The 25,438-nt window shown below is 67.7% G+C and carries 20 protein-coding genes and 1 tRNA gene; 14 read left to right on the top strand and 7 right to left on the bottom strand.

What is annotated here, in order from left to right:
* From D7X99_RS36275 to D7X99_RS36230, 10 genes are all read left to right on the top strand, one after another.
* Positions 1–716: dihydrolipoamide acetyltransferase (locus D7X99_RS36275; protein ID WP_233613982.1), on the top strand; the 716-nt coding region annotated here is incomplete at its 5' end.
* 12 nt (positions 717–728) lie between these two features.
* Complete coding sequence (locus D7X99_RS36270) at positions 729–3,134, top strand: tetratricopeptide repeat protein (RefSeq protein WP_121781752.1); 2,406 nt, start codon at positions 729–731, stop codon at positions 3,132–3,134.
* A gap of 5 nt (positions 3,135–3,139) precedes the next feature.
* Entirely contained in the window at positions 3,140–6,559 is a 3,420-nt protein-coding gene (locus D7X99_RS36265) for a tetratricopeptide repeat protein (RefSeq protein WP_121781751.1), read from the top strand.
* Positions 6,556–7,914: a tetratricopeptide repeat protein gene (locus D7X99_RS36260; RefSeq protein WP_121781750.1), complete on the top strand. Its 1,359-nt coding sequence runs from the start codon at positions 6,556–6,558 to the stop codon at positions 7,912–7,914. The genes D7X99_RS36265 and D7X99_RS36260 overlap by 4 nt, the downstream gene beginning before the upstream one ends.
* A 14-nt stretch (positions 7,915–7,928) precedes the next feature.
* A complete protein-coding gene (locus tag D7X99_RS36255) occupies positions 7,929–8,219 on the top strand; it encodes a hypothetical protein (RefSeq protein ID WP_120581646.1) in 291 nt (96 codons plus the stop codon).
* Positions 8,220–8,223: 4 nt separating this feature from the next.
* Complete coding sequence (locus D7X99_RS36250; RefSeq protein ID WP_121781749.1) at positions 8,224–9,573, top strand: AgmX/PglI C-terminal domain-containing protein; 1,350 nt, start codon at positions 8,224–8,226, stop codon at positions 9,571–9,573.
* Between the two features lie 47 nt (positions 9,574–9,620).
* Entirely contained in the window at positions 9,621–10,067 is a 447-nt protein-coding gene (locus tag D7X99_RS36245; RefSeq protein ID WP_121781748.1) for a cyclic nucleotide-binding domain-containing protein, read from the top strand.
* Positions 10,068–10,185: 118 nt separating this feature from the next.
* Positions 10,186–10,749, top strand: a complete 564-nt coding sequence (locus D7X99_RS36240; RefSeq protein ID WP_014394786.1) for a hypothetical protein — start codon at positions 10,186–10,188, stop codon at positions 10,747–10,749.
* A 110-nt stretch (positions 10,750–10,859) separates the two neighbouring features.
* Positions 10,860–12,119 (top strand): hypothetical protein, encoded by a 1,260-nt coding sequence (locus D7X99_RS36235; RefSeq protein ID WP_121781747.1) that lies wholly within the window; start codon positions 10,860–10,862, stop codon positions 12,117–12,119.
* A 14-nt stretch (positions 12,120–12,133) separates the two neighbouring features.
* Positions 12,134–12,748, top strand: a complete 615-nt coding sequence (locus tag D7X99_RS36230) for a polysaccharide biosynthesis/export family protein (RefSeq protein ID WP_121781746.1) — start codon at positions 12,134–12,136, stop codon at positions 12,746–12,748.
* On the opposite strand, the gene D7X99_RS36225 is transcribed toward D7X99_RS36230, so the two are convergent.
* The 6 genes from D7X99_RS36225 to D7X99_RS36200 form a co-directional block, all read right to left on the bottom strand.
* A complete protein-coding gene (locus D7X99_RS36225) occupies positions 12,745–13,569 on the bottom strand; it encodes an inositol monophosphatase family protein (protein ID WP_121781745.1) in 825 nt (274 codons plus the stop codon). The genes D7X99_RS36230 and D7X99_RS36225 overlap by 4 nt on opposite strands.
* A gap of 24 nt (positions 13,570–13,593) precedes the next feature.
* Positions 13,594–14,172 (bottom strand): TlpA disulfide reductase family protein, encoded by a 579-nt coding sequence (locus tag D7X99_RS36220; RefSeq protein ID WP_120595069.1) that lies wholly within the window; start codon positions 14,170–14,172, stop codon positions 13,594–13,596.
* A 3-nt stretch (positions 14,173–14,175) separates the two neighbouring features.
* On the bottom strand, positions 14,176–15,645 hold the full coding sequence (mpl, locus tag D7X99_RS36215; protein WP_121781744.1) for a UDP-N-acetylmuramate:L-alanyl-gamma-D-glutamyl-meso-diaminopimelate ligase: 1,470 nt from the start codon (positions 15,643–15,645) through the stop codon (positions 14,176–14,178).
* Between the two features lie 12 nt (positions 15,646–15,657).
* A complete protein-coding gene (locus tag D7X99_RS36210) occupies positions 15,658–16,821 on the bottom strand; it encodes a serine hydrolase (protein ID WP_121781743.1) in 1,164 nt (387 codons plus the stop codon).
* The gene (locus D7X99_RS36205) at positions 16,818–17,732 is read right to left on the bottom strand and encodes an LD-carboxypeptidase (protein WP_121781742.1); all 915 of its coding nucleotides are present in this window, start codon (positions 17,730–17,732) and stop codon (positions 16,818–16,820) included. The genes D7X99_RS36210 and D7X99_RS36205 overlap by 4 nt, the downstream gene beginning before the upstream one ends.
* Positions 17,733–17,846: 114 nt before the next feature.
* Positions 17,847–19,043: an RsmB/NOP family class I SAM-dependent RNA methyltransferase gene (locus D7X99_RS36200; RefSeq protein WP_171805383.1), complete on the bottom strand. Its 1,197-nt coding sequence runs from the start codon at positions 19,041–19,043 to the stop codon at positions 17,847–17,849.
* Between the two features lie 138 nt (positions 19,044–19,181).
* On the opposite strand from D7X99_RS36200, the gene D7X99_RS36195 reads away from it, so the two are divergent.
* The 4 genes from D7X99_RS36195 (at position 19,182) to D7X99_RS42530 (ending at position 24,115) form a co-directional block, all read left to right on the top strand.
* A tRNA-Asn gene (locus D7X99_RS36195) sits at positions 19,182–19,254 on the top strand.
* A 226-nt stretch (positions 19,255–19,480) separates the two neighbouring features.
* Positions 19,481–20,704, top strand: a complete 1,224-nt coding sequence (locus D7X99_RS36190; protein WP_121781740.1) for a DUF1837 domain-containing protein — start codon at positions 19,481–19,483, stop codon at positions 20,702–20,704.
* A complete protein-coding gene (locus D7X99_RS36185) occupies positions 20,691–23,324 on the top strand; it encodes a DEAD/DEAH box helicase (RefSeq protein WP_121781739.1) in 2,634 nt (877 codons plus the stop codon). The genes D7X99_RS36190 and D7X99_RS36185 overlap by 14 nt, the downstream gene beginning before the upstream one ends.
* A 326-nt stretch (positions 23,325–23,650) precedes the next feature.
* Entirely contained in the window at positions 23,651–24,115 is a 465-nt protein-coding gene (locus D7X99_RS42530; protein ID WP_147476369.1) for a GNAT family N-acetyltransferase, read from the top strand.
* An 815-nt stretch (positions 24,116–24,930) separates the two neighbouring features.
* Here the strand turns inward: D7X99_RS42530 and D7X99_RS36180 are convergent.
* Complete coding sequence (locus D7X99_RS36180; RefSeq protein WP_121781738.1) at positions 24,931–25,245, bottom strand: hypothetical protein; 315 nt, start codon at positions 25,243–25,245, stop codon at positions 24,931–24,933.
* Between the last annotated feature and the right edge of the window lie 193 nt (positions 25,246–25,438).

Raw genomic sequence — 25,438 nt, 5'->3', positions numbered from 1 at the left:
CCTCCCCTGCTTCCCCGCCTCACACCGCCGCTGCTTCCCCGGCCGCTGGCACGCCCCAAGCCCCCGCCGCGAAGGCACCCGCGGGCGACCAGACAGCGGATGAAGCCTTCACGTCGCGCGTGAAGACGTTGGAGGAGCAGGTCGTCGACCTGAAGGAGAAGATCTACCGCTCCAAGGCGCGCCTGCTGCTGCTCCAGGAGTCGGTGATGGGCGGCGAGCTTTCCACCGGCGCCCGCGCGGTGCTGGTGCACAAGAACGAGATGGGCAACGCGTTCCAGCTGGAGTCGGTGGTGTACGCGCTGGACGGCGCGCCCATCTTCACCCAGGTGGACACGCAGGGAGACCTGAACCGGCACCAGTCGCTGGAGGTCTTCAACGGCCGCATCGTGCCGGGCCAGCACCAGCTCGCGGTGCGCCTCGTCTACCGGGGCAGCGGCTATGGCGTGTTCAGCTACCTGGAAGGCTACAAGTTCAAGGTGCAATCCAGTTACACCTTCAACGCGGAGTCCGGAAAGGTCACCACGGTGAACGTGGTGGGCGTGGAGAAGGGCGGCCTCACCACGGACCTCAAGGACCGGCCCGCGGTGCGCTACGACATTGAAGTGGCCAAGGACACGCGCGCGAACCGGCCCGCCGGCCCGGGCTCCGGCTCGGAGCCGGAAGGCGCTCCGGGGACGCCCGCCGCGCCGGCCACCACCTCCAGCGAGCTGAAGTAGGAGCAGAAGGCCGTGACCGCCACGCTGCACGCCCTGGCCCTCGCGCTGTCCCTCGGGGCCGGGCCCGCTCCGGCGCCCCAGGCCTCCAAGCCAGGGGCCGCGCTGCCGCCCATGCCCGCGTCGTTGAGCTCGCGCGCGGCTTCGGTGGAAGCAGTGGAGGCGCAGCTGCGCACGGCGGAGCAGTCGCTGCGCTTCGTGGAGACGCAGTTCACGGAGCGCCCCGAGCCCAGCAGCACCGACTCGCAGCTCAAGCGCTTCTCCGAGGGCGAGGTGTACTCGCTGCTGGGAGACTGGGCCGCCGCGTCCGTCCTCTTCTACGACCTGGTGAGCGACCCGGCGTTCAAGGCGAACCCGCGCTACCCGGAGGCGGTCTTCTATCTGGCGGACGCGCTCTACCAGCAGAAGAACGACATTGGCGCGCGGGTGTACCTGCGCGACGTGCTGTCGCTGGACCTGACGCCGCAGCGCTACAAGGAGGCGGTGAGCCGCTACCTCGCGGTGGCGGGAAGGCTCCAGCAGTTCGACGGCATCGACGCGTATGTGGAGAAGGCGCGGCAGCTGTCGGGTGGCGTGCTGGCGCCGGACATCGCCTACGTGCACGCGCGCGGCACGTTCAAGCGCCTGGACCTGACGCCGGAGGAGCACCAGCAGCGTTCGCGCGCGCTGTTCGCCCCGCTGGCGCAAAGCCCCGGCGCCTTCCGAGTGCAGGCCGTCTACCACCTGGGCGTCCTGAGCGTGCAGAGCGGGGACTACCCGGCCGCCATCGCGCAGTTCCAGCGCATCGTGGGCACCGGACCGGACACCGTGGTGTCCACCGGCCTCGCGGAGGCGGAGGCCCAGCGCTTCCGCGAGCTCGCGTTCCTGTCGTTGGGCCGGCTGATGTACGAGACGGGCCGTTTCGACGAAGCGTTGGACAGCTACGGCCAGATTCCGCGCGAGAGCGAGCGCTTCCCGGAGTCGCTGCTGGAGGTCGCGTGGACGTACGTGCGCAAGCAGGACTTCACGCAGGCGAAGAACGCCACGGACATCCTGCTGCTCGTCGCGCCGGACTCGCAGCTCGCTCCCGAGGCGCGCATCCTCCAGGGGCACCTGCTCCAGAAGCTGCGCCAGTACGACGAGGCGCTGGAGACGTATGACGGCGTGGCGCGCATGTTCACGCCCGCGCGCGACAAGGTGGACGCGCTCCTGCGCGTGAACCAGGACCCGGTCGCGTACTTCGACAACCTGCTCGCGCGCAACGAGCGCTCGCTGGACGTGAGCACCCTGCTGCCCCCGCTGGCGCTGAAGTACGCGTCCACGCAGAAGGAGGTCGCGGACGCGGTGCGGATGGTGGGCGACCTGGACAGCGGCCGTCAGGGCGCGGGCGAGGCGAAGGCCATCGCGGAGCGCATCCTGGAAGCGCTGGACGCGCGCGGGCTGGAGGCGTTCCCGGAGCTTCAAGAGGGCTACGTCCGCACGGAGGCCGTGGACACCGCGCTCACCGCCGTGGAGCAGTCCCTGGTGCAGGCGGAGGCCGAGCTGGTGGAGGAGAAGCTGACGCCCGCCGAGCGCGAGAAGCTGCTCGTCGCCCAGGGCACGCGCGAGGCCCAGAGGCTGCGCTTCGCGGCGCTGCCCACCACCAACAAGGAGCTGGAGGAGCGCCGCCACCGCATGCAGGCGAAGGTGGACGCGGTGGACCGCGAGGCCTTCCGCGTGGGCTACGAGCTCCAGAGCCTCCACGCCAACGCCGCCGCCATCCGCAAGTGGGTGGAGGACACGCGCGACGAGCGGCAAGCGGACCCCGCGGAGGAGCGCGAGTTCCTGGTACAGCTCCAGGCGGAGATCGCCACGCTGAAGGACCTTCAGGCGGAGCTGGACCGCACCCGCGCCCGGCTCGCCAGTGAGCGCCAGTCCACGGACACGTCGCTGGAGGGCGAGGCCGCCATCCGCGCCCGCTACTCCGCCGCGCTTCAACAGGAGCACGGCGTCCTGCGCGCCGGTGAAGGCCGGCTGTCCGGTGAGGACACGCGCGTGCTGTTGCGCATGCACGCGGTGCGCTCGCGCATCGACTCGTTGCGCGGCCGCGTGGCGGTGGCGCGGGTGGCGCTGCGCTCGCGGTTGGAGCTTCGCGTGAAGTCCATCCGCGACAAGGTGCGCGTGGAGCAGGCGCTGCTCCAGGGCTACGAGCAGGAGGTGTCCGCCGCGTCCGGTGACGCTCGCAACCTGGTGGGCCGCATCGCCTACGAGAGCTTCCGCCGCGTGCGACAGCAGTTCTACGACCTGGTGCTCAAGGCCGACACCGGCACGGTGGACGTGGCCTTCAGCCGCACTCAGGACAACGCCACGAACATCCAGAAGGTCGCCAAGGAGAAGTCGGACGCACTGCGCGCGCTCGACCTGGAGTTCAAGGACGTCCTGTCTTCGGAAGGGGGGGACTGAAGGCCATGCGCCGCCCTGTCCTCGCCCTCCTCCTGGCCCTCACGCCGCTGGCCGCTCACGCCGCGAAGGCCAAGACGCCCAGCCAGGCCTCGAAGAAGGCTTCCACGCCCGCGACTCCCGCGAAGGCCCAGCCAGCGGCTCCGGCACCGCCCGCGCCCAACACCTCCCGTTACCTGGACGGCCTGGGTCACACGCCCGAACAGGAGAAGCTGCTGCGCGACGTGAGCCGCGCGCTGGAGGCGTACGAGGCGGAGTCGCGCGACTTCCACCGCGAGGTGAAGCAGCTCATCGAGCGGCGCTACCAGCAGAAGCGCTCGGCGCTCAACAACGCCTACGAGAAGACGCTCACCGCGCTGGAGTCACAGGAGCGCACGCAGCGGCTGGACGCCATCGGCCGCTTCGAGGACTTCCTGCGTCGCTACCCGGACGAGCCTCGCGCCACGCCGGACGTGATGTTCCGGCTGGCGGAGCTGTACTACGAGCGCTCCGCGGACGAGCACCAGCTGGCGCGCAAGGACTACGCGGAGCGCGTGCGCACGATGTCCGACGAGGCGATGGCGGACCTGCCGCCGGAGCCGGACGTGGACTTCACGCCCTCCATCGGCCTGTACCGCTCGCTGCTCGCGCGCTTCCCGGATTACAAGCTCAACGACGGCTCCCTGTACCTGCTGGCGTACTGCCTCAACGAGCAGCACAAGGACGAGGAGAGCCTCGCCACCTACCAGCAGCTCACCACGCGCTATCCGAAGAGCCGCTTCGCCACCGACGCGTGGACGCGCATCGGCGAGTACTGGTTCGAGGAGGAGACCGACCCGGAGGCGCTGCGCAAGGCCGCGGAGGCGTACACCGCCGCCACGCGCGACACGGAGCACCGGTTCTACGACAAGGCCCGCTACAAGCTGGCCTGGACGTACTACCGCATGGACTGGTTCGAGGAGTCCGTGGACAGCTTCCTGCTGCTCCTGGACCACTACCAATCCCACCAGCAGTCCGGCAGCAAGGCGGACGAAGGCGACCTGCGCTCGGAGGCGATCCAGTACATCGCGCTGTCGTTGGCGGATGAGACGTGGGGCGGCGTGGCCAAGGCCCGCGACCTCTTCGCGAAGCGCGGCGGCCGTCCCTACGAGCCGGAGGTGTACCGCCGGCTGGGCAACGTCTACTTCGATCAGCTCCGCAACGAGGACGCCATCGCCGCGTATCAGCAGGTGCTGGCCACCGACCCGCTCACCGCGGACGCGCCGCGCCTGCAGCAGCGCATCGTCCAGGCCTACGAGCGCGACAGGCGCATGGACCTGTACGCGCGCGAGTCGGAGAAGCTGGCCAACAGCTACCTGCCCGGCGGCGCCTGGTACGAGAAGAACAAGGACGACCCGAACGCGCTGTCGCACGCGCAGACGCTCGCCGAGCAGAGCCTCTACTCCGCCGCCGCGTACCAGCACCAGCAGGCGCAGGCCTTCCAGAAGGAGGGCAAGGCCGCGGAGGCCAAGAGCACCTACGCCTCCGCCGCGCGCGCGTACGGCACGTACCTGGAGCGCTTCCCGCGAAGCAAGACCGCGTACGCGATGCGCTTCTTCCACGCCGAGTCCCTCTTCAACTCGGACGCGTACGGCGCGGCGGCGAAGGAGTACGCGGCCGTGCGCGACTCCAACCAGGACAACACCTACCGGGACGTGTCCGCGCACAACGCGGTGCTCGCCTGGAAGGCGCAGCTGGACGAGGACGTGAAGGCGGGCCGCGTGCCGGAGCGCAAGCCGCTGCGCGCCAGCGAGCGCCCCAAGGACAGCGCGCACGCGCCCGTGGCCCTGGCGGAGACGGAGGCCGCGCTCGTGAAGGCGTCCGACGCGTACGTGGCGCTCCTGCCCAAGGAGGAGGCCGCGCCGGGCGTCGCCTACCAGGCCGCGGAGCTCTTCTACACGCACGACGACTTCACCCAGGCCCGCCCCCGCTTCGAGCGCGTGGTGCAGGCGTACCCGCGCAACCCGGTGGCCGGCTACTCCACCAACCTCATCATCGAGTCCTTCCTCATCGACCAGGACTGGAAGAGCGTGGAGGAGGTCAGCGCGCGGCTCGCCAGCAACGCGCAGGTGGTGGACCCGTCCAGTGAGCAGTACCGCGAGCTGATGAAGTTCAAGCTCGCCGGCCGCTTCAACCTGGCGGACCAACTGGCCACGCAGAAGCGCTACGACGAGGCGGCGAAGAAGTACCTCCAGCTGGTGGAGGAGGCCCCCCGCCACGAGTTCGCGGACAAGGCGCTCAACAACGCGGCGGTGGCCTACGAGGAACTGCGCCGCTTCGACTCCGCGATGAAGCTCTACGAGCGCATCTACCGCGACTACCCGAAGTCGCCGTGGGCGCACACCGCGCTGTTCCGCGTGGCCCTGAACGCGCAGAAGTCCTACGACTTCGACAAGGCCGTCACCAGCTACCAGAAGCTGGTGAAGGACTACCCGAAGGCCGAGGAGCGTGAGGCCGCGCTCTACAACGCGGCGTCGCTGCTCGAAGGACAGCAGCGCTACGCGGAGGCCGCCGCCGCCTTCCAGCGGTGCGTGGAGCTGTATCCCCACGGGAAGAACGCACCGGAGAACCAGTACCGCGCGGCACGCATCCTGGAGAAGCAGGGCGACACCCGAGGCGAAATCAATGCGCTGGAGGCCTTCGTCCGCAAGTTCGCCAGCAAGGCGGATCAGGTGGAGCTGGTGGTGGACGCCAAGCGCCGCCTGGGGGACGCCTGGAAGAAGCGTGGCAACGCGAAGGAGGCCGAGCGCGCGTACGCCGCCGCCGCGGATGACTTCGACCGCCGCAAGCTGAAGCCGGACACGCAGCTGCGCGCAGCGGAAGCCGCCGCCTACAGCCGCTTCCAGTTGGCCGAGCTGGAGTTCCAGCGCTTCGACGCGCTGAAGATCAGCGGCTCCGGCAAGGCACTGGAGAAGAGCTTCACGAAGAAGGCCGAAGCCGTGAAGGCGGTGGACGCCGCGTACGCCAAGGTGCTGCCGTACAAGCAGCTGGAGTGGTCGCTGGCGTCGTTCTACCGGCGCGGCTACGCCCTGGAGCGCTTCGCCGTCACGCTGCTGGACGCGCCGGTACCTCCGGAGGTGAAGCGCCTGGGGGAAGACGCGGTCATCACCTACGGGGACATGCTCACGCAGCGGACCGTCGCCCTGGAGGACCGCGCCGTGGAGAGCTACGCCGCCACGCTCAAGGAGGCGCGCAACAACCGCGTCTCCAACGAGTGGACGCGCCGCACGCTGGAGTCCCTCAACCGCTTCCGCCCCAAGGAGTACCCCGTCCTCAAGGAGGCCCGGGGCGCGCTCGCGTCGGAGACCGTGTATCCGGATGGCCTGCTGGGCAGCCTCGCCGCGCCGCCCACGCCCGCTCGCGCCGACCCGGACAAGGCGACCCGGCTCACGGAAGGGGGCACGCCATGAACGCGGGCCGCAAGTTCGCGCTCACCGGGCTCGTGCTCTGGCTGTCCGCCTGCGCCTCCGGGCCGGAGACGCGCAAGGACTCGAAGCTCACCGGGCCGGAAGGCGGGCCCGTCACGGCCATCAGCACGTCACCGAAGCCCGGTGACGTGAAGGCCGGCGACGCGAAGCCCCAGGCGAAGGAGCCGGCGCCGGTCGCGAAGTCGCTCGCCGGACCGGAGCGGGACTTCACCAGCGCGGTGGAGGTCGCCCGGCGCGGCGAGCTGACCATCGCGGAGGCCGCGCTCAAGGCCCTGCTGGAGAAGTCCCCCAAGCTGAGCCCCGCGTGGACGAACCTGGGCATCGTGCAGGAGCGCCAGGGCCGCTTCCCGGACGCGGAGCGTTCCTACCGTCAGGCGCTGGTGCTGGACGCGGACCAGGAGGCCGCGTGGGACTGCCTGGTGCGGCTGGCGGCGCGCACGGGCCGCGCGGCGTCGCTGGAGGCGGAGCTGCGCGAGGCGCTGACGAAGCAGGACTCAGTGGCGCGGCGCACGGCGCTGGCGCTGAACCTCCTGCTGCAGAAGAAGCACCCCGCCGCTGTCGCCGAGGCCCGCCGCGCGCTCCAGGTCAGCGAGCAGCACGTGCCCGCCATGCAGGTGCTCGCGCAGGTGTATGCCCGCGAGGGCAAGTACGAGCTGGCCTCCATGGTGCTGGGCAACGCGCTCGCCATCGACGCGCAGGACGCGGCCACCCTCAACGCCCTGGGCCTGGTGCACCTGGGCCTCAAGGAGCGCCCCCTGGCGCTGGAGCGCTTCCGCCAGGCCATCGCGCTCCGGCCGGACTTCGCCGAGGCGCGCAACAACCTGGGCACCCTGCTCAACCAGGGCGAGGACTACGCCGGCGCCCGCGTGGAGTTGGAAGCCGCCGTGAAGGCCGCGCCGGACTTCGCCGCCGCCCACCTCAACCTGGGCAACGCGTACCGCGGCGAAGGGGACTTCCCCCGCGCCCTGGCGGAGTACGAGCGCGTGCTCCAGCTCCAGCCCGACACGAAGGACGTGTACTTCAACCTGGCCCTGCTCCACCTGGACCTGGAGCCCGCCGGAATGGACGCCCTGGAGCGACTCCAGAAGGCCGCGTCCTTCCTGGAGCAGTACAAGTCCAAGGGCGGCACCGACGAGCGCACCGCGCAGTACCTCAAGGACGCGCAGAAGGGCATCGACCGGGAGACCCGCCGCCGCGAGCGCGAGCGCAAGGAAGGCCTGAAGAAGGCCGCCGAAGCCGCCAAGGCCCCCGAGGCAAACCCGACCCCTGCCTCGCCCCCCGGGCCCCCTGCCACGCGGCCGGGCGCCTCGGGTAAGGTGTCCAAGGACGTCCAGTAGCCCGACCTTCCGCCATGCGCCCCGCCCTCCTCTTGCTGCTCGTCGCCGTCTCCGGTCCGTCCTGGGCGGAGGACTCCGCGTCCACGAAGAAGGCGGCGAACGGTGCGACGCCAGCGCCCCAGGCTCCGGCGGCGAAGAAGCCGGCCAAGGCCATCCGCCTGGAGGCCATCAAGGTCGAGGGGCGCATCCAGAAGCCGGAAGCCTTCTATTTCCTCGACCGCTCCAAGCCGAGCTTCGACGACCTGAACCGCACGGAGAGCTTCGTGCCCAAGGTGGTCCAGAGCGTGCAGCAGGACCCGTTCTAGATCCATGGCCCTTCAAACCCGCCCCAAGTTGCTGCGCGTCGGCGTCATCCAGGACGGGCGCATCGTCGAAGAGCACCACCTGCTCCACGACTCCGTCACCATTGGCGATGACGCCCGCAACACCATCGTCATGCCCCCGTCCGAGGCGCGCCCGCCGCGCTTCAAGGTGCTGGAGAACCGCGGCCAGCAGTTCCACCTCATCATCGACGAGCACATGCAGGGCCGCATCAACCTGGGCTCGTCGGATGTGGACTTCGACGCGCTCCGGGAGCAGGGGCTCGCCACCCGCCGCGCGGACGACACCTTCGACCTGCCGCTGCAGGAGAGCGCCCGCGGCAAGGTGGACCTGCCGGACGCCACGCTCTTCTTCCACTTCATCCCCGCGCCCGCACCGGGCTCCAAGCCTTCCCTTCCCCCGGAGCTGAAGGCCAGCACGTGGCGCACGGTGGACCGCGTCTTCTTCGGCATCCTGCTGACGATGCTGGTGCTCTACGTGCTGAGCGTCGCGCTCATCATCGCCCAGCCCGCGCCGGTGGAGGCGGAGGTGGAGCTGGACCAGTTGGAAGACCGCTTCGTGCGCGCCATCATCCCGCCCCAGCCCGCCAAGAAGGAGGAGCCCAAGGAGACGGCCGCGACCGGGGAGAAGAAACCGGAAGAGGAGAAGACCGCTCCGAAGAAGACGCCCACCCCCGCTTCGCCGTCCGCACCCGCCAACAGCGCGGAGCGCCGGCAGCAGGTCGAGGCGAGGGTCGCGGGCACCGGCCTCCTCAAGTTGCTGGGCGGCACGGGCCCCGGCGGCGGAGACGCCATCGCGGACGTGCTCGGGAGCTCCGGCAGCGGCGCCAACGTGGCGGAGGCGCTCGCGGGCGCGACGGCGGGTGGCGCGCTCACGGCGGGCTCTGGCGGAGGCAACGGCATCGCCAATCCGCAGGGAGACACCGGCGGCAAGATGGCGGGCATCGGCGCCACGCAGACGTCCGGCGCGGGCACCGTGAACACCGGCCAGAAGCAGGTCGTCAAGGTGCCCCAGGTCGTGGACTCGGTTCCGGAAGTGGACAGCTCCGAGGTCAAGCCCAAGGACCTGGCCCGCTTCATCCAGAGCCGGAAGGCCTCCATCCAGCGCTGCTACGAGAACGGGCTCAAGCGCGACCCCTCCCTCAAGGGCCGGGTGATGGTCCGCTTCGACCTGACGCCCAGCGGCCGCGCCAGCAACGTGGAGGTGGAGGAGTCCACCCTGCGCTCCGACGAGGTCATCAACTGCATCAAGACCACCATGCGCGCCTGGACGTTCCCTTTCAAACCGAGTGACGACGTCCCCGTCAGCTACCCGTTCATCTTCTCGCCAGGGGAATAGGCTCGACCGTCCGGACCTTCCGGGGTCACCGGACCCGCGGGGAGCACATGGAGAAGCTGGCAGTCATCGCCACATCCCCTCTCTTCGAGATGCTGGCCCCCGCCGAGCTCGCGCGGCTGGCGGAGCTGGCACGGCTGTACTGCTACGCGCACGGCGAGGTGGTGTTCGAAGAGGGCGACCTGGGTGACAGCCTCTTCGTCATCGTGCGCGGCCAGGTCGAGGTGGTGCTCCGGGGTACGAGCAACGAGGTGAAGCCCCTCACCGTCCTGGGCCCGCCGGAGTTCTTCGGGGAGATGGGCCTCATCGACAAGGACCACCGCTCCGCCACCGTGCGCGCCCTGGGCGAAGTGGAGCTGCTCCAGCTCACCGCGCAGGACTTACGGACCTTCCGGCTGGCGCACGCGGACGGCTTCACCTTCATCGTCGTGAACATCGCGCGCAGCCTGTCCGCCCGCCTGCGCGAGGCCAACGCCCGCCTGGCTCCCCAGGACTGACTCCCGGAGCTGGAAAACCGGACTCTGGGGCGATGGGGCATTGCGTTGACACCCCTCCCCCTCACTCCTAGGCTCGACTCTCGCAGCTTGGGAAGGGCCGGAAGGACTCGTGAGGCGCATGCGCACCCTGGGAATGCTCGCCGTCGTGGGAGGACTCGTCACCTCCGGGATGGCGCTGGCGCAGTCGCCCGCGTCGCCTCCGCGCCCCGCTCCGCCCGCGCTGGACAAGGCCGGTGACGTGCCGGACAGCCAGAAGCTGGAGCGCAGCACGCAGGCCCTGGGCGGCATGCGGGAATCGCTCCGCCAGGTGTTCGAGAAGGTCGAGGAGGCGCGGCGCACCAAGGACGTGGTGAAGCTCAACTGCGCCAACGAGAAGCTGACGCAGATCAAGGGCCTGCTGCGCATCTCCGAGCAGGCGGACGTGGCCCTCCAGGAGGCCGTCAGCAAGAGCGAGGCGGCGCCCGGCGAGCACGAGTTCACCAAGGTGATGATCGCCCAGCAGAAGGTGGGCCAGCTTCGCTCGGAGGCCGAGGAGTGCATCGGCCAGCTCGCCTTCCGCACCGACGAGAACCTCTTCGTGGAGGTGGAGGAGCCCGACAACCTGCCCGGTGGTGACCCTACGCGTCCCCCGCCGCCGCCGGACCTGGTTGTCCGGCCTCCGCCCGCGAGCCCCGTGGACTGAGTGGCTGGCCGCCTCCCACCTGCCGCGGTCCCGGCCCTGGACCGTTTGTTCCGGTGCGGGAACCCGCGTGCTATGCCCGCCGTCTCACCGCGTGGAGCATCTCTGACACCATGAAGCAGCCTGGGACATTCCGTCTGGCCCTTGGGGCCCTGGCGCTCGCGGCGCTCCTGCCGCTGACGGCGTCGGCACAGGCCTTCGTGGGCGGGCGGCCTCCGGGTGGCAATGGCCTCAAGGTGGGCAACGGGCGGCTGCACCCGACGCTGGAGCTGGAGACGCGGCTGGACAGCGGCGTGGGCTACTTCCGCGAAGCAGGCACCGGCCCCCTGTCCCCGGACCTGTCCGGAGAGCTGGCGCTGCACGTGCGCCCCGGGCTGATGCTGGACGTGCCGTCCCCCAAGCTGGCCGTCGCGCTGCGCGGCAACCTGGACTACGTGGCCTACACGGGCCTGCTCACGGCGGGCTCCGGCGCGGCGTCTCACCTGGAGGGCGCGGCGGACCTGGCGCTGCGGTTCAACCAGGAGAGCGAGCTGTCCGTGGAGGTCGGCGACGAGCTGACGCGCTCGGACCGCACGCGCACGGCGGCGCTGGGCGCGGGCATCCTCAGCCTCTTCAACGAGGCGCGCGTGAAGGCGCAGTGGAAGCCCGGCGGCGGCGCGCTGGAAGTCACCCCGTCGCTGGCGTACGCGATGGAGTTCTTCGAGCCCCTGGGCGGCATGACGCCCATCGGTTGCACCGACGCCGCGTGTGATCCGCTCGCCGCCAGCCAGTTCAACTACGGCAACCTGCGGCTGGGCGCGGAGGGCCGCTGGCGCTTCCTGCCCAAGACGGCGGTGGTGGTGGACACGGGCCTGCAGTACCGGGGCTACTTCAACGACACGACCACGCCCAGCGCGGCGCTCCTGCACGCCATGGCGGGCGTCTCCGGCCTGATATCCCCGCGGATCACCCTGACGGCGAAGGCCGGCTGGAGCCAGAACCTGGGCTCGGGCGGCGGTGGCACCGTGGTGGGCCAGGTGGAGAGCACGTACCTCGTGGGCCCGTCGCTCACCGTGAAGGGCGGCTACCTGCGCGCCTTCCAACCGGTGGCCGCCTACGGCACCTTCCGCGACGACCGCGTCTACGCGGAAGGACGCACCGTGATGGGCAGCAAGCTCGCGCTGCACGCCACGGGCGCGCTGGACTTCCTCTCCTTCGCGGGCGGCCGCGGCGACACGCTGGTGACGCTGGACCTGGGACCCGAGTATCAAATCCGCCCGTGGCTGGTGGGCGCGGTGGGCTACATGCTGGGCACCCGCTCGTCGTCGCAGGGCGCCGCTGGCCTCAACTACACCCGCCACGAAGGCTACGCGCGGGTGTCCGTCTCCTACTGAGGCCTTCCGCGCCCATGCGTTCCTCGCGGCCCCGCTTCATCCTGCCGGTCCTCCTCGCGGTGCTGTCGGCGTGTCACGCGGACACGCGCCCGCCGCCCCCTCCGCCCACGCCCGCATCGGCCACGGAGGCCGCGGCGACGTCCGGTGGCAACCTGGGCCCGGGGGACGTGGTGGAGATACGCGTCTTCCAGGAGCCCGAGCACTCCGGCACCTGGCGCGTGTCGCCGGAAGGCACCATCGACTACCCGCTGTGCGGCAAGGTGTCGCTGTCCGGCCTCACCGCCAGCGCCGCGGCGGACGCGCTGCGCGACTGTCTGGCGCGCTACCTGCGCCGCCCGCAGGTGTCCGTGCTGGTGCGGGAGTACAACTCGCAGAAGATCTTCGTCTTCGGCGAAGTGCAGAAGCCCGGCACCTTCCCCGTCACCGGCGAGGTGTCCATCATCCAGGCGATTACGCTGGCCGGTGGCTTCACCAAGCTGGCGGCGAAGAACAACACGCTCGTCACGCGCGTGGTGGCCGGGCAGGAGCGCAAGATTCGCGTGCCCGTGGAGGACATTGGCGTGGGCCGCGAGCGCAACTTCCTGCTCCAGGCCGGCGACATCGTCTTCGTGCCGGAGAGCTTCTTCTAGTCTCGCGACGTCCAGCCGATTTCATCCAGGAAGCGCTTCGCCTGGGTCATGAGCTGGGGCGCCAGGTTCGCGCCGCTCGCCAGCACGTCGCCCTTGAGCACGTCGAAGGGCCGCCCGTCGATGTGCACGATGACGCCGCCGGCCTCCGCCACCAGCAGGCCGCCCGCGGCGATGTCCCAGGGCTTGAGGCCGAATTCGAAGTAGCCGTCGAAGCGGCCGGCAGCGACGTACGCCAGGTCCAGCGCGGCGCTGCCGGTGCGGCGCATGCCCTGCGCCAGGAGGATGAGCTGGCTGAAGAGGCCCACGGGCAGGTCCGGGCGCTCGCGCACGTCGTAGGGGAAGCCCGTGCACAGGAGCGCCCGCTCCAGCGTGGCCGTGGGGCTGGCCTTCAGGGGCAGGCCGTTGAGCGTGGCGCCCTCCCCCTTCGCGGCGGAGAAGAGCTCGTCGCGCATGGGGTCGTAGACGGCGCCCGCCACGGTGCCTTCCGGGCCCTCCACCGCCACGCTCACGCAGAAGTGCGGCACCTGGTGCGAGTAGTTGGTGGTGCCGTCCAGCGGATCCACCACCCAGCGGAACGTGTCGCTGCCCTGCGTGGCGCCGCTCTCCTCCGCGAGGATGGCGTGGCGTGGGTAACGCTGCCGCAGGAAGTCCAGCAGCGCGGCCTCGGAGGCGCGATCCGCGTCCGTCACGAGGTCGATGCCGCCCTTGAACTCGATGGTGCGGTGCTGCGGGAAGCGCTCGCGGAGGATGCGGCCGGCCATGCGGGCGCCCTCCTCCGCGGTGCGGCGCAGCGCGGCGGGCGTTTCCGGTTCGTGGGCCATGGATGCGTTTCCCTCGGGTGCGCGCTAGGAGGCGGGCTCGGCGAGCAGCTGCTCGATTTCCGTCTGGAACTTCTGGAGGAACTCCTCGGCGAAGCCCTCGTGCACGTGGCGGACGACGCCCTTGCGATCAATGAGGAAGGTGGTGGGCATCAGCCGCACCTTCAGCAGGCGCTCGGACACCAGCGCGTTGGCGTCCAGGAGGATGGGCAGCTCCACCTTCGCCTCCTCCAGGAAGGGAGGAATGGCGCGCACGTCCTCGTCCACGTTGAGGGCGTAGGCCTTGAAGCCACGCGAGCCGTATTCCTTCTGGAGCTGCGCGTACATGGGCAGCGCGTCCTTGCAGGGCTCGCACCACGTGGCCCACACGTCCAGGAGGACGACCTGACCGCGGTCGCTCTTCAAGTCGTACGGGCTGTTGTCCGGGTAGCGCTTCACCTGGAAGACGAGCGGCTGGCCCGCCTTGTTCGACGACTCCAGGGCGGAGCTGCTGGAGCGCGTTCCGTCACCGGTGCGGTCCGTGAGGGCGGGAAGCGGCGTGGGCGCCGCGGAACAGCCCAGGGCGAACGCCAGGGCACCCAGCGAGAGGAGGAATGGACGGCGCATGGCTCAGGTCCCCTTCCCCGCCCGGGACTTCAGGGCGGTGAGCAACTTGTCGATGAAGCCCCCGAAGGCGCCGTTGCTCATGACGAGCAGCACGTCACCGGACTTCGCCTCGGAAGCGACGCGGTCCACCAGCGTCTGCACGTCAGTGGCACCGTCCGCGGCGATGCCCTGTCCCTTGAGCGCTTCGATGAGCTTGGGGACGTTGAGCTCCTCGCCCTCGGGCACCTTGTCGTGGCGCTCGGGCACCTTGAGGCTGGCGCGCGTGGCGCCGGGGAAGGCGTGCGCGTAGTCCTCCTGGTGGATGTTGCGGCGGCTGGTGTTGGAGCGCGGCTCGAAGATGGCCCACAGACGCCGGTCCGGGTAGCGGTGGCGGATGGCGGCGATGGTCTCGCGCACGGCGGTGGGGTGGTGCGCGAAGTCGTCCACCACGAGCACGCCATCAATTTCCGCGCGCACCTCCTGCCGGCGCTTCACGCCCTGGAAGGTGGACAGGCCCTGCTGGATTTCGGCGAAGGTGAGGCCCAGGCCACGCGCGGCGGCGATGACCGCGAGCGCGTTCTCCACGTTGTGCGCGCCGGACATCGGCAGCGTCACGGTGCCCAGGTCCTGCCCCTTCTCCATGACGTTGAAGCGGGCGCCCTCCGGACCGAAGGAGAGGTTCTTCGGCGTGTAGTCCGCGTCCGCGCCCTCCTTGGCCACGTAGGTGCTGACGGGCGCGGTGCCTTCACGAGCGATGCGCACGGCGTTCGGGTACGCGGCGCAGACGACCAACTGGCCGTCCTTCGGCACCAGGCGCACGAACTTCTCGAACGTGGCCTCGTAGTGGGGCAGGTCGCGGAAGATATCCGCGTGGTCGAACTCCACGCTGGTGACGATGGCGGTGCGCGGGCGGTAGTGGAGGAACTTGGAGCCCTTGTCCCAGTAGGCGGTGTCGTACTCGTCGCCTTCGACGACGAAGTGCGGGCCCTTCCCCACGCGGTAGTTGCCCGCGTAGTTCTGGGTGACGCCACCCACGAGGAAGCTGGGGTCCTTGCCCGCGGCCACCAGCACGTGGGCCATGAGCGAGGACGTCGTCGTCTTGCCATGCGTGCCGGCGACGACGACGGAGTGCGAGCGGTCCAGGAAGAGCGAGCCCAGCGCCGCGGGGAAGGACATCTGCTTGAGGCCCCGCTCGCGCACGGCGGTGGCCTCCGGATTCACCCGGCGGATGACATTGCCGATGATGACCAGGTCTGGCTTCGCCGCGTCCAGGTTGGCGGGCGAGTACGGGCTGCTGGCGGGGATGCCCCACGTGCGGAGCATGTCGCTCATGGGCGGGTAGACGTTCTCGTCGCTGCCGGTGACGTCGTAGCCGGCGGCCTTGAGCATGCCGGCGAAGGAGCCCATGCCCGTGCCGGCCACGCCCACCAGGTGGATGCGGCGCACGGACCGCGGGTCGAGTGTGTCGAGGACGTTGCCGTTGTCGTCAGCCATGCTGCGGTTTCCTCAGGGGAGGACGTGAAGGTCGAGCGCCTCCACGACGAGCTCGTGGAAGGCGGGGCGGAAGTCGCGGATGCGCAGGTCCTGACGGCCCTGGGCCACGCGGTTGGTGATGAGCGCGACGACGAGCGACCGCCTCAGGTCCACCCAGAGGCTGGTGCCGGTGAAGCCAAGGTGGCCCACCGCGCCCGGAGGCGTGTCGCCAATGAATCGGCCCGCGCTGGAATGGCCCTTCGACGGAGAGTCGAAGCCCATGGAGCGCGTGCTGCCCGCAACCAGCGGGTCGGTGGAGAGCGCGCGGTGCCACAAGGGCCCCGGAGCAATCGCGGCGTGCGTGCCCGCGGCGCCCTCCAACACGGCCTGTCCGAAGCGGGCCACGTCCACTGCGGTGCCGAAGAGGCCTGCGTGTCCCGCGACGCCGTCCAGCACCCAGGCGTTGTCGTCATCCACCTCCGCGGGGAGGGACGGCTGCGACGGCACGTCCTTCCACAGCGACTCCTGGCCAGGAGCGGGCTCGCGCGGGCGCATGGCGCCGGTGGGCGCGGTGGCGCCGTCGGTGGGGAAGTCGGAGAGGCGGTGGAAGCGGGCCTTCAGGTCCAGCGGCTCCGCGACGTGACGATGGAAGAGCACGTCCAGCGGGGCGCCACCGGCGCGGGCGAGGATGTCGCCCAGGAGGAGGAAGCCCACGTCGCTGTACACGGACTTCGTGCGCACGGGCGAGTCGAGCGGCGTGGCGGCGGCGGCGTGGAGGACGTCCGCGTGGACCTGCGCGCGGACGGAGGCAGGGCAGCCGGCGTCGAGCAGCTCCGGGTGGGCCTTGAGGGCGTCCGCGAAGAACGGGACGAAGGCGGGCAGACCCGAGCGGTGGTAGAGCAGATCCGCGACGGTGACGCCCGCGTCGCCCGCGGGTGAGCCGGGGAAGTAGCGGGACACGAGCGTGTCCGGGCCCACCTTGCCGTCAGTCCACAGGCGCAGGAAGAGCGCGGTGGTGGACATGGCCTTGGTGAGGGACGCGAGGTCGAAGCGCGTATCGCCCTTCACGTTGCCAGCGACGCCACCGAAGACCTGCACGCCCTTGTGGAGCACCACGGCCTGGGCGGAGGGGAAGATGCCCAGCTCCACGCCGTCATCGAGCACGGCCTGGAGGTTGGCGATGGGATGCTGGCTCATCCGGGGCTCACCGCGCCTTCGAGGAACGTGAGGCGAGCGGCGTCCGCGTCCAGGCGCACGTGCGTGCCCAGGGCCACGGGGTAGTTGATGGCGCCATGGCCGATGGGGAAGCCCGCGGCGCAGGGCAGCTTCGCGTCGCGCGCCAGCTCACGGAGCACGTCCGCGCTGGAGTAGTTCGCGTCCTTCTCCTCGCAGGCGGTGAAGTCACCCAGGACGATGCCGCGCACACGGGAGAAGACACCGGCGAGCCGCAGATGGGTCCACATGCGGTCGATGCGATAGGGGCGCTCGGTGACGTCCTCCAGGAGGAGCACGGCGCCATCGAGCGGCGGCATGTACGGCGTGCCCAGGAGCCGGGAGAAGACAGACAGGTTGCCGCCCACGAGGGTGCCCTCGGCGGTGCCGGGGACGTAGGTGGCATTGCCGGTGAGGGGCGGCGGGGCCTCCGCGGATTCGAGCAGGCGGAAGAAGTAGTCGTGGACCTGGGTGGACTGGCGGCCCAGCTGCGTGAGGACAGGCGCGTGGATGGAGACGCGGTGCAGGGCCTGGAGCGCGCAGTGGATGGACGTCAGGTCGGAGAAGCCGGTGAAAGCGACGGGGCCGGCCTTGTCGATGGGCAGCTCCGGCAACAGGCGAGAGCTGCCATAGCCGCCCCGGGCGCAGAAGATGGCGCGGGAGGCGCGGTCGAGGAACGCGTGTGACAGCTCCTCCTGGCGGCGGGCGTCATCCCCGGCGAGGTAGCGGTGCGAGGCGCCGATATCGGGCCGGACCACCGGGGAGTAGCGCTCGGAGAGGATGCGCAGGCCGGCCTCGAAGGGGGCCTGTTCGAAGGGGCCCGCGGGGGCGACGACTTGCACCGTGTCGCGGGGACGGAGCGGAAGGGGCTTGAGCCAACGCACGCAGCGCTTCATAGCACCCGGTGCGAGGGGGAAAGGGTGTTTCAGGGGGCCTGGGGCCCGAAGCGTTGAGTACCGCAGGACGGAGGAACGAGGCCCCGTGGAGCGCTCGTCCGCCCGCTGGCCGCCCTACCCCACCGTGCTGCGTTCGAGCACCGCCGCGAAGAACCCATCCGTGCCGTGCCGGTGCGGGGTGACGAAGAGGAACCCGTCCTGGAGGCACGCGTCCGGAAGCCAGCCAGCGCCCGGAGTGACGGCCCGGAAGTCAGGGCGGGAGCGGAGGAAGTCCACGACCACGTCCTGGTTCTCCGCCCGGTTGAGGGTGCAGGTCGCGTAGACGACCCGGCCACCGGGGCGCACCACGTCCGCGGCGCGGGCCAGGATGTCGCGCTGGATGGCGGTGTACCGAGAGAGCGAGTCCGGGGTGAGCCGGAAGCGGAGATCCGGGCCCCGGCGGAGCGAGCCCAGCTCGGAACAGGGAGCGTCCGCGAGGACACGGTCCGCGTTGAGACCCGAAGACGGAGGCGTCCGGAGCACCTGGACGCGGGTGAGCCCGGCCCGGGAGGCGCGCTGCTGGAGCCGGTCCAACCGTTCCGCATCCGGGTCGTAGGCGAGCAGCCGGCCGGAGTCCTTCATGGCCGCGCCCAGTTGGAGCGTCTTGCCCCCTGCCCCTGCGCAAAGGTCGAGCACGGTCTCCCCGGGCTGGGCCTCCACGAGGAGTCCCAGGAGCTGGCTGCCCTCGTCCTGGACCTCGAACAGGCCCTCACGGAGGGAAGGCAGGGCGTAGAGGTTCGGCCGGGGCCCGTCGACATGAAGGGCCAGCGGGCTCCAGGAGCCAGGGCGGGTCGCAACGCCCTCGGAGGCCAGGCGCGCGGCCAGGGCCTCACGGGAGATGCGGGCCGGATTCACCCGGAGCGTGATGGGGCCCGGGACGTTGAGGTGGGCGCAGAAGTCCTCCGCCTCCGGCCCCAACTCACGGGCGAAGTGGTCCGCGAGCCAGTCCGGCAGCGAGGCCCTGAGCGCCAGCGACGGGGGCGTTCCGGAGCGCAGTGGCACGGGTGCCGGAAGCCCCGCCCACGACGCGGCGTCCGAAGCGGGAACGCCCACGAGCCCATGCAGGAGCGCGAAGAGGAGCTGGGAGGGCGACGGATCCGGCGAGTCCAGGAGGAACCCCAGGCGACGGCGCCAAAGGCCCACGTTGAAGACGGCCTCCTTCAGCGCCTGGCGCCCCTCACGTGACAGGTCGCGGTGGGCACGCAGGGTCCGGTCGAGGACGCGCTCGGCGGGGTCGCCCGACAGGACGCGAGCAAGCGCCTCGGGCACCACGGCGCGCAGTCCCTGGAGAGCGGACCAGGGCTGCGGGGTAAGCCGGGAGATCGGATCGAACAGGACAGTTGACAGGGCAGGCTCGGTTCTTTAGAAGTCGCATCCGTCACGGCAACGCACCGCCGCGACGGGACATATTCCCCGATAGCTCAGCTGGTAGAGCGGGTGACTGTTAATCACCATGTCCGTGGTTCGAGTCCACGTCGGGGAGCAAAAAAGAAGGCCCTGCCCTAACCCGGCAGGGCCTTTTTGCTTTTCGCGCGCCTAGCGATGAACATCGCAGGAGCTTCGACGTTTCTAGCGAGAGCACTGAAGGTTCGCAGCTGTCGGACACATGGGCGGCCGAAACCAGTTAGTCGTGCCGAGGAACTGCTCGCACTGCACGAGAAGTTCAACGAGCCGGGCTTCGCCACGCTCCACATTGGGGGAGGCCAAGCATGACCACTAGCGTTGATGCGACAGGGCCTGCCGTGACGCCGCCCGATAACGCGTCGGCCACTACGACGGTCGCACCACCACCAGAGCCCTTAGAGGAAGCACTGAAGCGCCTTGCACGAGGCACGCCTACTGCGCTCGCGGGGCTCCTTCAGGATGTGGAAAGCCACGTAATCGTCGACGGCACCCAGGTCACTGCTCATTGCCACTGCCTGAAGCTCGATGGGAACGGACGACCGCGGATCCAGGACCTAGTGAAAGTCGTCGCGGAACACGTTCTTGACTACGCAATCCCCCGCAGCCGGATCCGCGAAGCCGCCGAGGAATTCGAGCGAACCCGCTCGACGCAGAAGCTCATGCGCCTTGCGGAAGAAGCCAAGAGTCTATTCACGGACCTTGATCAGAGCGGCGAAGGAGGAGAGCTGCTGCTGTTCGCCCTTGCAGAGAAAGTCCTCCAACTCCCACAGCTCATTTGCAAGATGAGCCTTAAGACCAACACTAGGATGCACGTCCACGGTGCGGATGGCCTGCATGCGGGTGTCGATGCCGCAACTGGAAAGCTCCTCCTCTACTGGGGCGAGTCGAAAGTTTATGGCGACGTCACGAGTGCCGTTCGGGAGTGCCTCGCGTCCGTCCGGCCGATGCTCGCTGAACACTCTGCCGGCCAGCGAGATCTCCAGCTTCTCCAGCGTCACGCGGACCTCGACTCCCCTGCGCTGGAGGCGGCACTCAAGAAATTCCTCGATCCCGACGCGGAGGAGTTCAACTCACTTCAGTTCCGAGGGCTCTGCCTAGTCGGCTTCGACTGCGACGCGTACCCCAAAGGAGCATCAACAACGCAAGTCGCCGCACTGGCCCAGCAGATTGCGGCGACGCTTCCAACCTGGAAAGGACACGTCAAGAAGCGCATCTCTGAGGAAAAGTTGGACGCCTTCGCGATGCACTTCCTGTTCGTGCCGGTACCTTCAGCCGATGACTTTAGACAGTTGTTGCGCGATGAGCTTGGTGTGAGAAAGCAAGCGGCTGCGAACCCGCCCATCGCAGTTGCCGCCCCTGCGAGCACGCCCACCGCAGTTGCTACCCCTGCGCCAGCAGCGCCGTCGGTGGCGGCAGCCTCCGCGAAGGCCCCTCGAGCTCGCCGTGTACCAACCGCACCCGTGTCACAGGTGACGCCGCGCAAGCCGCGCGCAGCGAAGCCGAAGGGAAATCCTAATGGCGCTGCGTGATCTCGGAGGCTGGCTCCTCAATATCCCCGGATTCCGCCGACAAGTGGACCAAGTCGTGATTGATGCCGCCTGCGGTGAGCTTGGCACTAACTTCATCCGCATCAAGGAGCACCAGAATCTCGAACACGACTGGAGCTACCTGATGCTCGCAGCGAGTGTCCTAGCGCAGTCCGACATGGGACAGTGCCAAGCCACCGCGCTGCGAATCGCCCAAACCTGCCTTTCCGATATCAATGCAACAGGTGCACAGCGCGACTCCGCTGCTCTCGTCCTTGATGCATTAGCGAATCATCCCGCCATCAAGTTGGCGGAGCAACGCGAGTTCCTGAAGCCTTCGTTCGTTGCACGCCTGCCTGGCGTGGCGCGTCTTGACTATACACGTCGTGCATACGAGCACTCGGTTACCGTGCACGGCGACACACCACTCCGCGTGAACCGCTTCCAGCGAAAGCTATGGGAGGAGGTTCGCAGCAAAGGCTGGATGTCGGTGTCGGCACCGACATCAGCAGGCAAGTCATTCATCTTGGCCCGCTGGATCTGCGAACTCATGCGCGCATCGCAGATAGCGACGGTTGTTTACCTTGTCCCAACGCGAGCGCTTATCAGTCAGGTCGAACGCGATCTTCGAGAACTCTTCAGCAAGGAGGACCTCGACGAGGTGTCGATCTCTGCACTGCCAATCCTGAAGACTGAGGATGGCCCCGAACCAGTTCGGAAGAGGGTGTTCGTCTTCACGCAGGAGCGCCTTCACATCCTGCTATCGGCAAAGAATGACCTGTCGGCAGTGGCACTTATTGTCGACGAAGCCCACAAGGTCGGTGATCGCCAACGTGGCGTCCTACTCCAAGATGTCATTGAGCGCCTGAGCACAGAAAACCCAGAACTGCGCGTGGTTTTTGCCAGCCCGATGACAAGCAACCCAGAACTATTGCTCGCCGACGCGCGGCGGGGAATCGCGACGGCATGGTTTTCCAGCGACGATGTGACTGTCACGCAGAATCTTTTCTGGGCTACACAGCGTCCGCAGAAACCAAAAGTGTGGGACGTCTTGCTCTGCGCGCCGAACAAGGGCATCCCGCTCGGAGAGGTCACCCTTAAATCTAAACCTGGCAACGACAGCAAGCGCCTCTCGTTCGTGGCTCACGCGATTAGCGGAACTTCGCATGGGAACATTGTCTACGTGAACGGTGCTGCTGAAGCTGAGAAAATTGCCGCGCAACTATTCGACCTCATTGGCGCCGATGTGGAGGGAGAGTCTGCGAAGGAATTGCAGGCTCTAATTGAGCTAGCTCAGCACGTCGTCCACAAGAAATTCGCTCTTGCGACCTGCCTCCGGCGTGGGGTCGCCTTTCACTACGGCAATATGCCCTTGTTGATCCGGGAGGAGATCGAGCGTCTATTCAGTGCAGGGACGATTAGATTCCTCGTGTGCACGTCAACCCTCATCGAGGGGGTCAACATGGCTTGCCGGAATATCTTCATGCGAGGTCCGCGGAAAGGGCGCAAGAGTCTCCTCTCTGCAGAGGATTTTTGGAATCTCGCGGGCCGCGCAGGGCGATGGGGCAAAGAGTTTCAAGGCAACATCTTCTGCATCGATCCCGATAGAAAGGACCTATGGGGTGAGAATGGCCCCCCGCGAGATCGAACACGTCAGCCAATTCGACGTACGACCGACGACGTGCTCGCGGTTCCTTCAGACCTCTTGGATTTCATCAAGGAACGCACACCACTCGACAAGGCCAAGGAGCATCCTGAACTCGAGTATGTTTTCTCCTATCTAGCAGGGATTCATGTTCGGCACGGAGGGCTCCTCAAAGCACCGTGGGCAGGGCGATACCAAGCAAGCAGCCTGGGCCAACTTGCGGAAGTAGTGGAAACGGCGGTCAATAGTCTCGACATCGAGCCGGGGATCATTCCACGGAACCCCGGCATTAGCCCGTTCGCACTCGATGACCTCCTCAAGGGCTTCCGCTCCAGGGAAGGTGCTGTTGAAGAACTGCTGCCCACCGATCCAACGAGCAACGATGCCGCCAGGGTGTATACCCGTATATTCGGCCGTCTTTGCAGGCGCGCATGCCCAGAGCTCGGTCCTGAGGGTAGCCGCGCGTATATGCATGCGCTGCTTGTCACCCAATGGATGCGCGGCCATCCACTCGCACGACTAATCGAGCAACGCATCGACTACTTCAAAAAAAGAAACAAGCCATACGATGACGCCACCGAGATTCGCGATGTAATGAAAGAGGTTGAGCAGATTGCTAGGTTCGAGGCTCCGCGTGGCCTGAGTTGCTACTGCGATGTGCTACACCAGCATCTGCGGGAAATTAAGCGCGAAGACCTCGTCGAACTCCTCCCGCAGTTCAACCTGTTCCTCGAACTTGGAGTCAGCCAGCAGACCCAGATCTCGTTGATCGGGATTGGCTTGTCGCGCACGTCGACCATTGCGGTTTCGGAGTACATGAGCTCCGACTCAATGACCGAACTCCAAGTAATCCGTTGGCTCCGCGAGAACGAGGAACTCTGGCGCAACTTCGCGTTGCCTGCCTTGGTGAAGAAGGAGATTGCCCGCGTTCTTGAGCAACACAAGGCAAGAACAGGCGCAATTGAGGCTTTATCATAAGCTTCCCAATTGCCTTTCCTCCATACATCGTGGCCACGCCAAGTGTGAACAAAAGGGACTCGGTAGGCTTAATATTGAGCGAGCATGGAGCAACGCAAGGCGCCCAATTAGCAGTGAAGGCGACTTTCTCTCCTGCTTCCGTCTTAAGGACTGGCAGTCGGATGGCCAACCAAGGCCATCGCTTGGTGATGGAGGGCATCTGCCAACACGGTGGCAGGTTCCCGGCAAAGGTCGCAAGAGCCGGGAACGAGCGGGTAGCCTCATGAGTGGCCACCATCAAATATGGAGCCACTCAAACTAACCAATCGTAGCGACCGGAGGCCAGAATGAACACGGAGGTTGTGAAGCAGCGTGACTTGTATGACGGACTGGTGGAGGTTGAACTACGACCGATTCCGCGCGTCGGCAGTTCCCATCTACTTGGAACGATCGGTAGCGCAGAAGCATTGAAACACAGCGTCGAGTCTGAGGGAGACAGGAGCCTGCCGGATGATAAATCCGATCGCATTGCCTACCTCGACAAGGTATTTGTCGAGATGCACCAGAGAGAACAGCATGTCGGCCTGAATTTAGTAAGGGGGTTCCTCGAAGTAGCCGCCAAGAATGGCGTCGAGGCTGTCTATCTCGTTGCAAGCAACGAGGATGAATTCTCAGACGACATGTGGATCAAACTTGGGAATACCAAGCGCCAGTTCAGGTTGGTGCCCTTCTATGAGACACTCCGCTTCATGTGCCTCCCAGGAGAGCTCCGAGACAACTCACCACTGATGAGATGCATTATTAAGAGGTGATACTGAAGCGCATTTCGTTCACCAGCAAAGCGTTACCAGAGAGTCGCCCGTTCCCTGCGTGGCGGGCATGAAAGCCGCGCTTGGTGATACGGACCCGCTTCCCACAAAGCGGGCAGTCCGCCTTGGAGTCGGGGCCAACGGCCCCAGGGGCAGGTGAACTCGTAACGGGGCACTGCGGCTTTTTTGGACACCGCACCTCGACTGGCGTCGTCGGAAGGACCTGGAGCCGCCCTGATGACCCGAGCCGGGCCGAGTCCCATACAAACCACCCGTACTCGTTGCTATCGGTCCTCGTCCCGTCGGTGAAGGACGGTCGATTCGGCAGGACGTAGACGTCGGGACAGTGCTTCCGCATGAGCGTGCTGCGATCCTCCGTTCCCAGAAAGTCGAGGCGCAACAGCATGGCGACCTGGTCGGCGAGTTGGAGGCACAATGTGATGCACTCAAGGGCGAGGGAAAACGGTGGGTTGGTCAAGGCGAGAGAGAAGGGACGAGTCCCTTCTTCCTCTCGGCATTGAGACAGGCGCTCCCGGAAGTCACCAATCTTGACGGACGCGACGCCTGGGGTGCCTTCGAGAAGCTGCTTGCACTCCTCGCGAATCTCTACGGCACTCCACCGAACATCGGAGCGGGAGACTGCCTTGATGATGGCGCCGTCCCCTGCGCAGGGCTCAAGCCAGCGCCCGCCTTTGAAATCGACGACGTCAAGCAGTCTTCGTACGGCCCAGGCTGGGGTGGGATAGATGTCGAGGGACTCGCGCCCCTTTCCGCGGTTGGTCGAACTCATAGATGGTGTTGGCTTTAGGTGGGAGCCCCTACGCAAAGAGCCGCGTGGCATGCGGCAGTGCTACCAGCCGATCTTTCAAGCTCCCCTTGAGCGGGAGTTTCTTCATCTCACTCGTGAACGCCCCGCGCGAGAAGTGCTTGGAGATGAAGATCCGCTCCTTGAAGTGGGCACCCCCATCCCGTAGGGCGGCGAAGAAGTACGGCGTGATGAACTTGGCCGGGTAGCCATCCTTCCTACGTAGTTTCCGGGGCCACCCCGGCGTCTTCGAGTCACAACCACCTAAGCCGACGACCCAGAGATTCGCTTCCGTCCGAGCAAGCAGGTCGAAGATTACGTGAATCATGATCTCCTCTGTCGCCCGTACCGCGTCCGCCGGGAGCGCCTTCAGGCCGATGGTCTTCGGCGTATGGTATCCGTCCGGCGAGCGACGTGACCGAGCCTATTGCAGAGGGACGGGGACCGTGCTCGGCGATGGTCGCGAGCCTGTGCGAGAGCGGGCTGACGGGGCGGACCTGAGCAGGGGGCTCAGGACGAAT

It is taken from the genome of Corallococcus sp. AB032C, assembly GCF_003668935.1.
GTDB lineage: Bacteria > Myxococcota > Myxococcia > Myxococcales > Myxococcaceae > Corallococcus > Corallococcus exiguus.
Note: the sequence above shows the minus strand (reverse complement) of the source record. Positions and strands in the feature narration are given on the sequence as shown.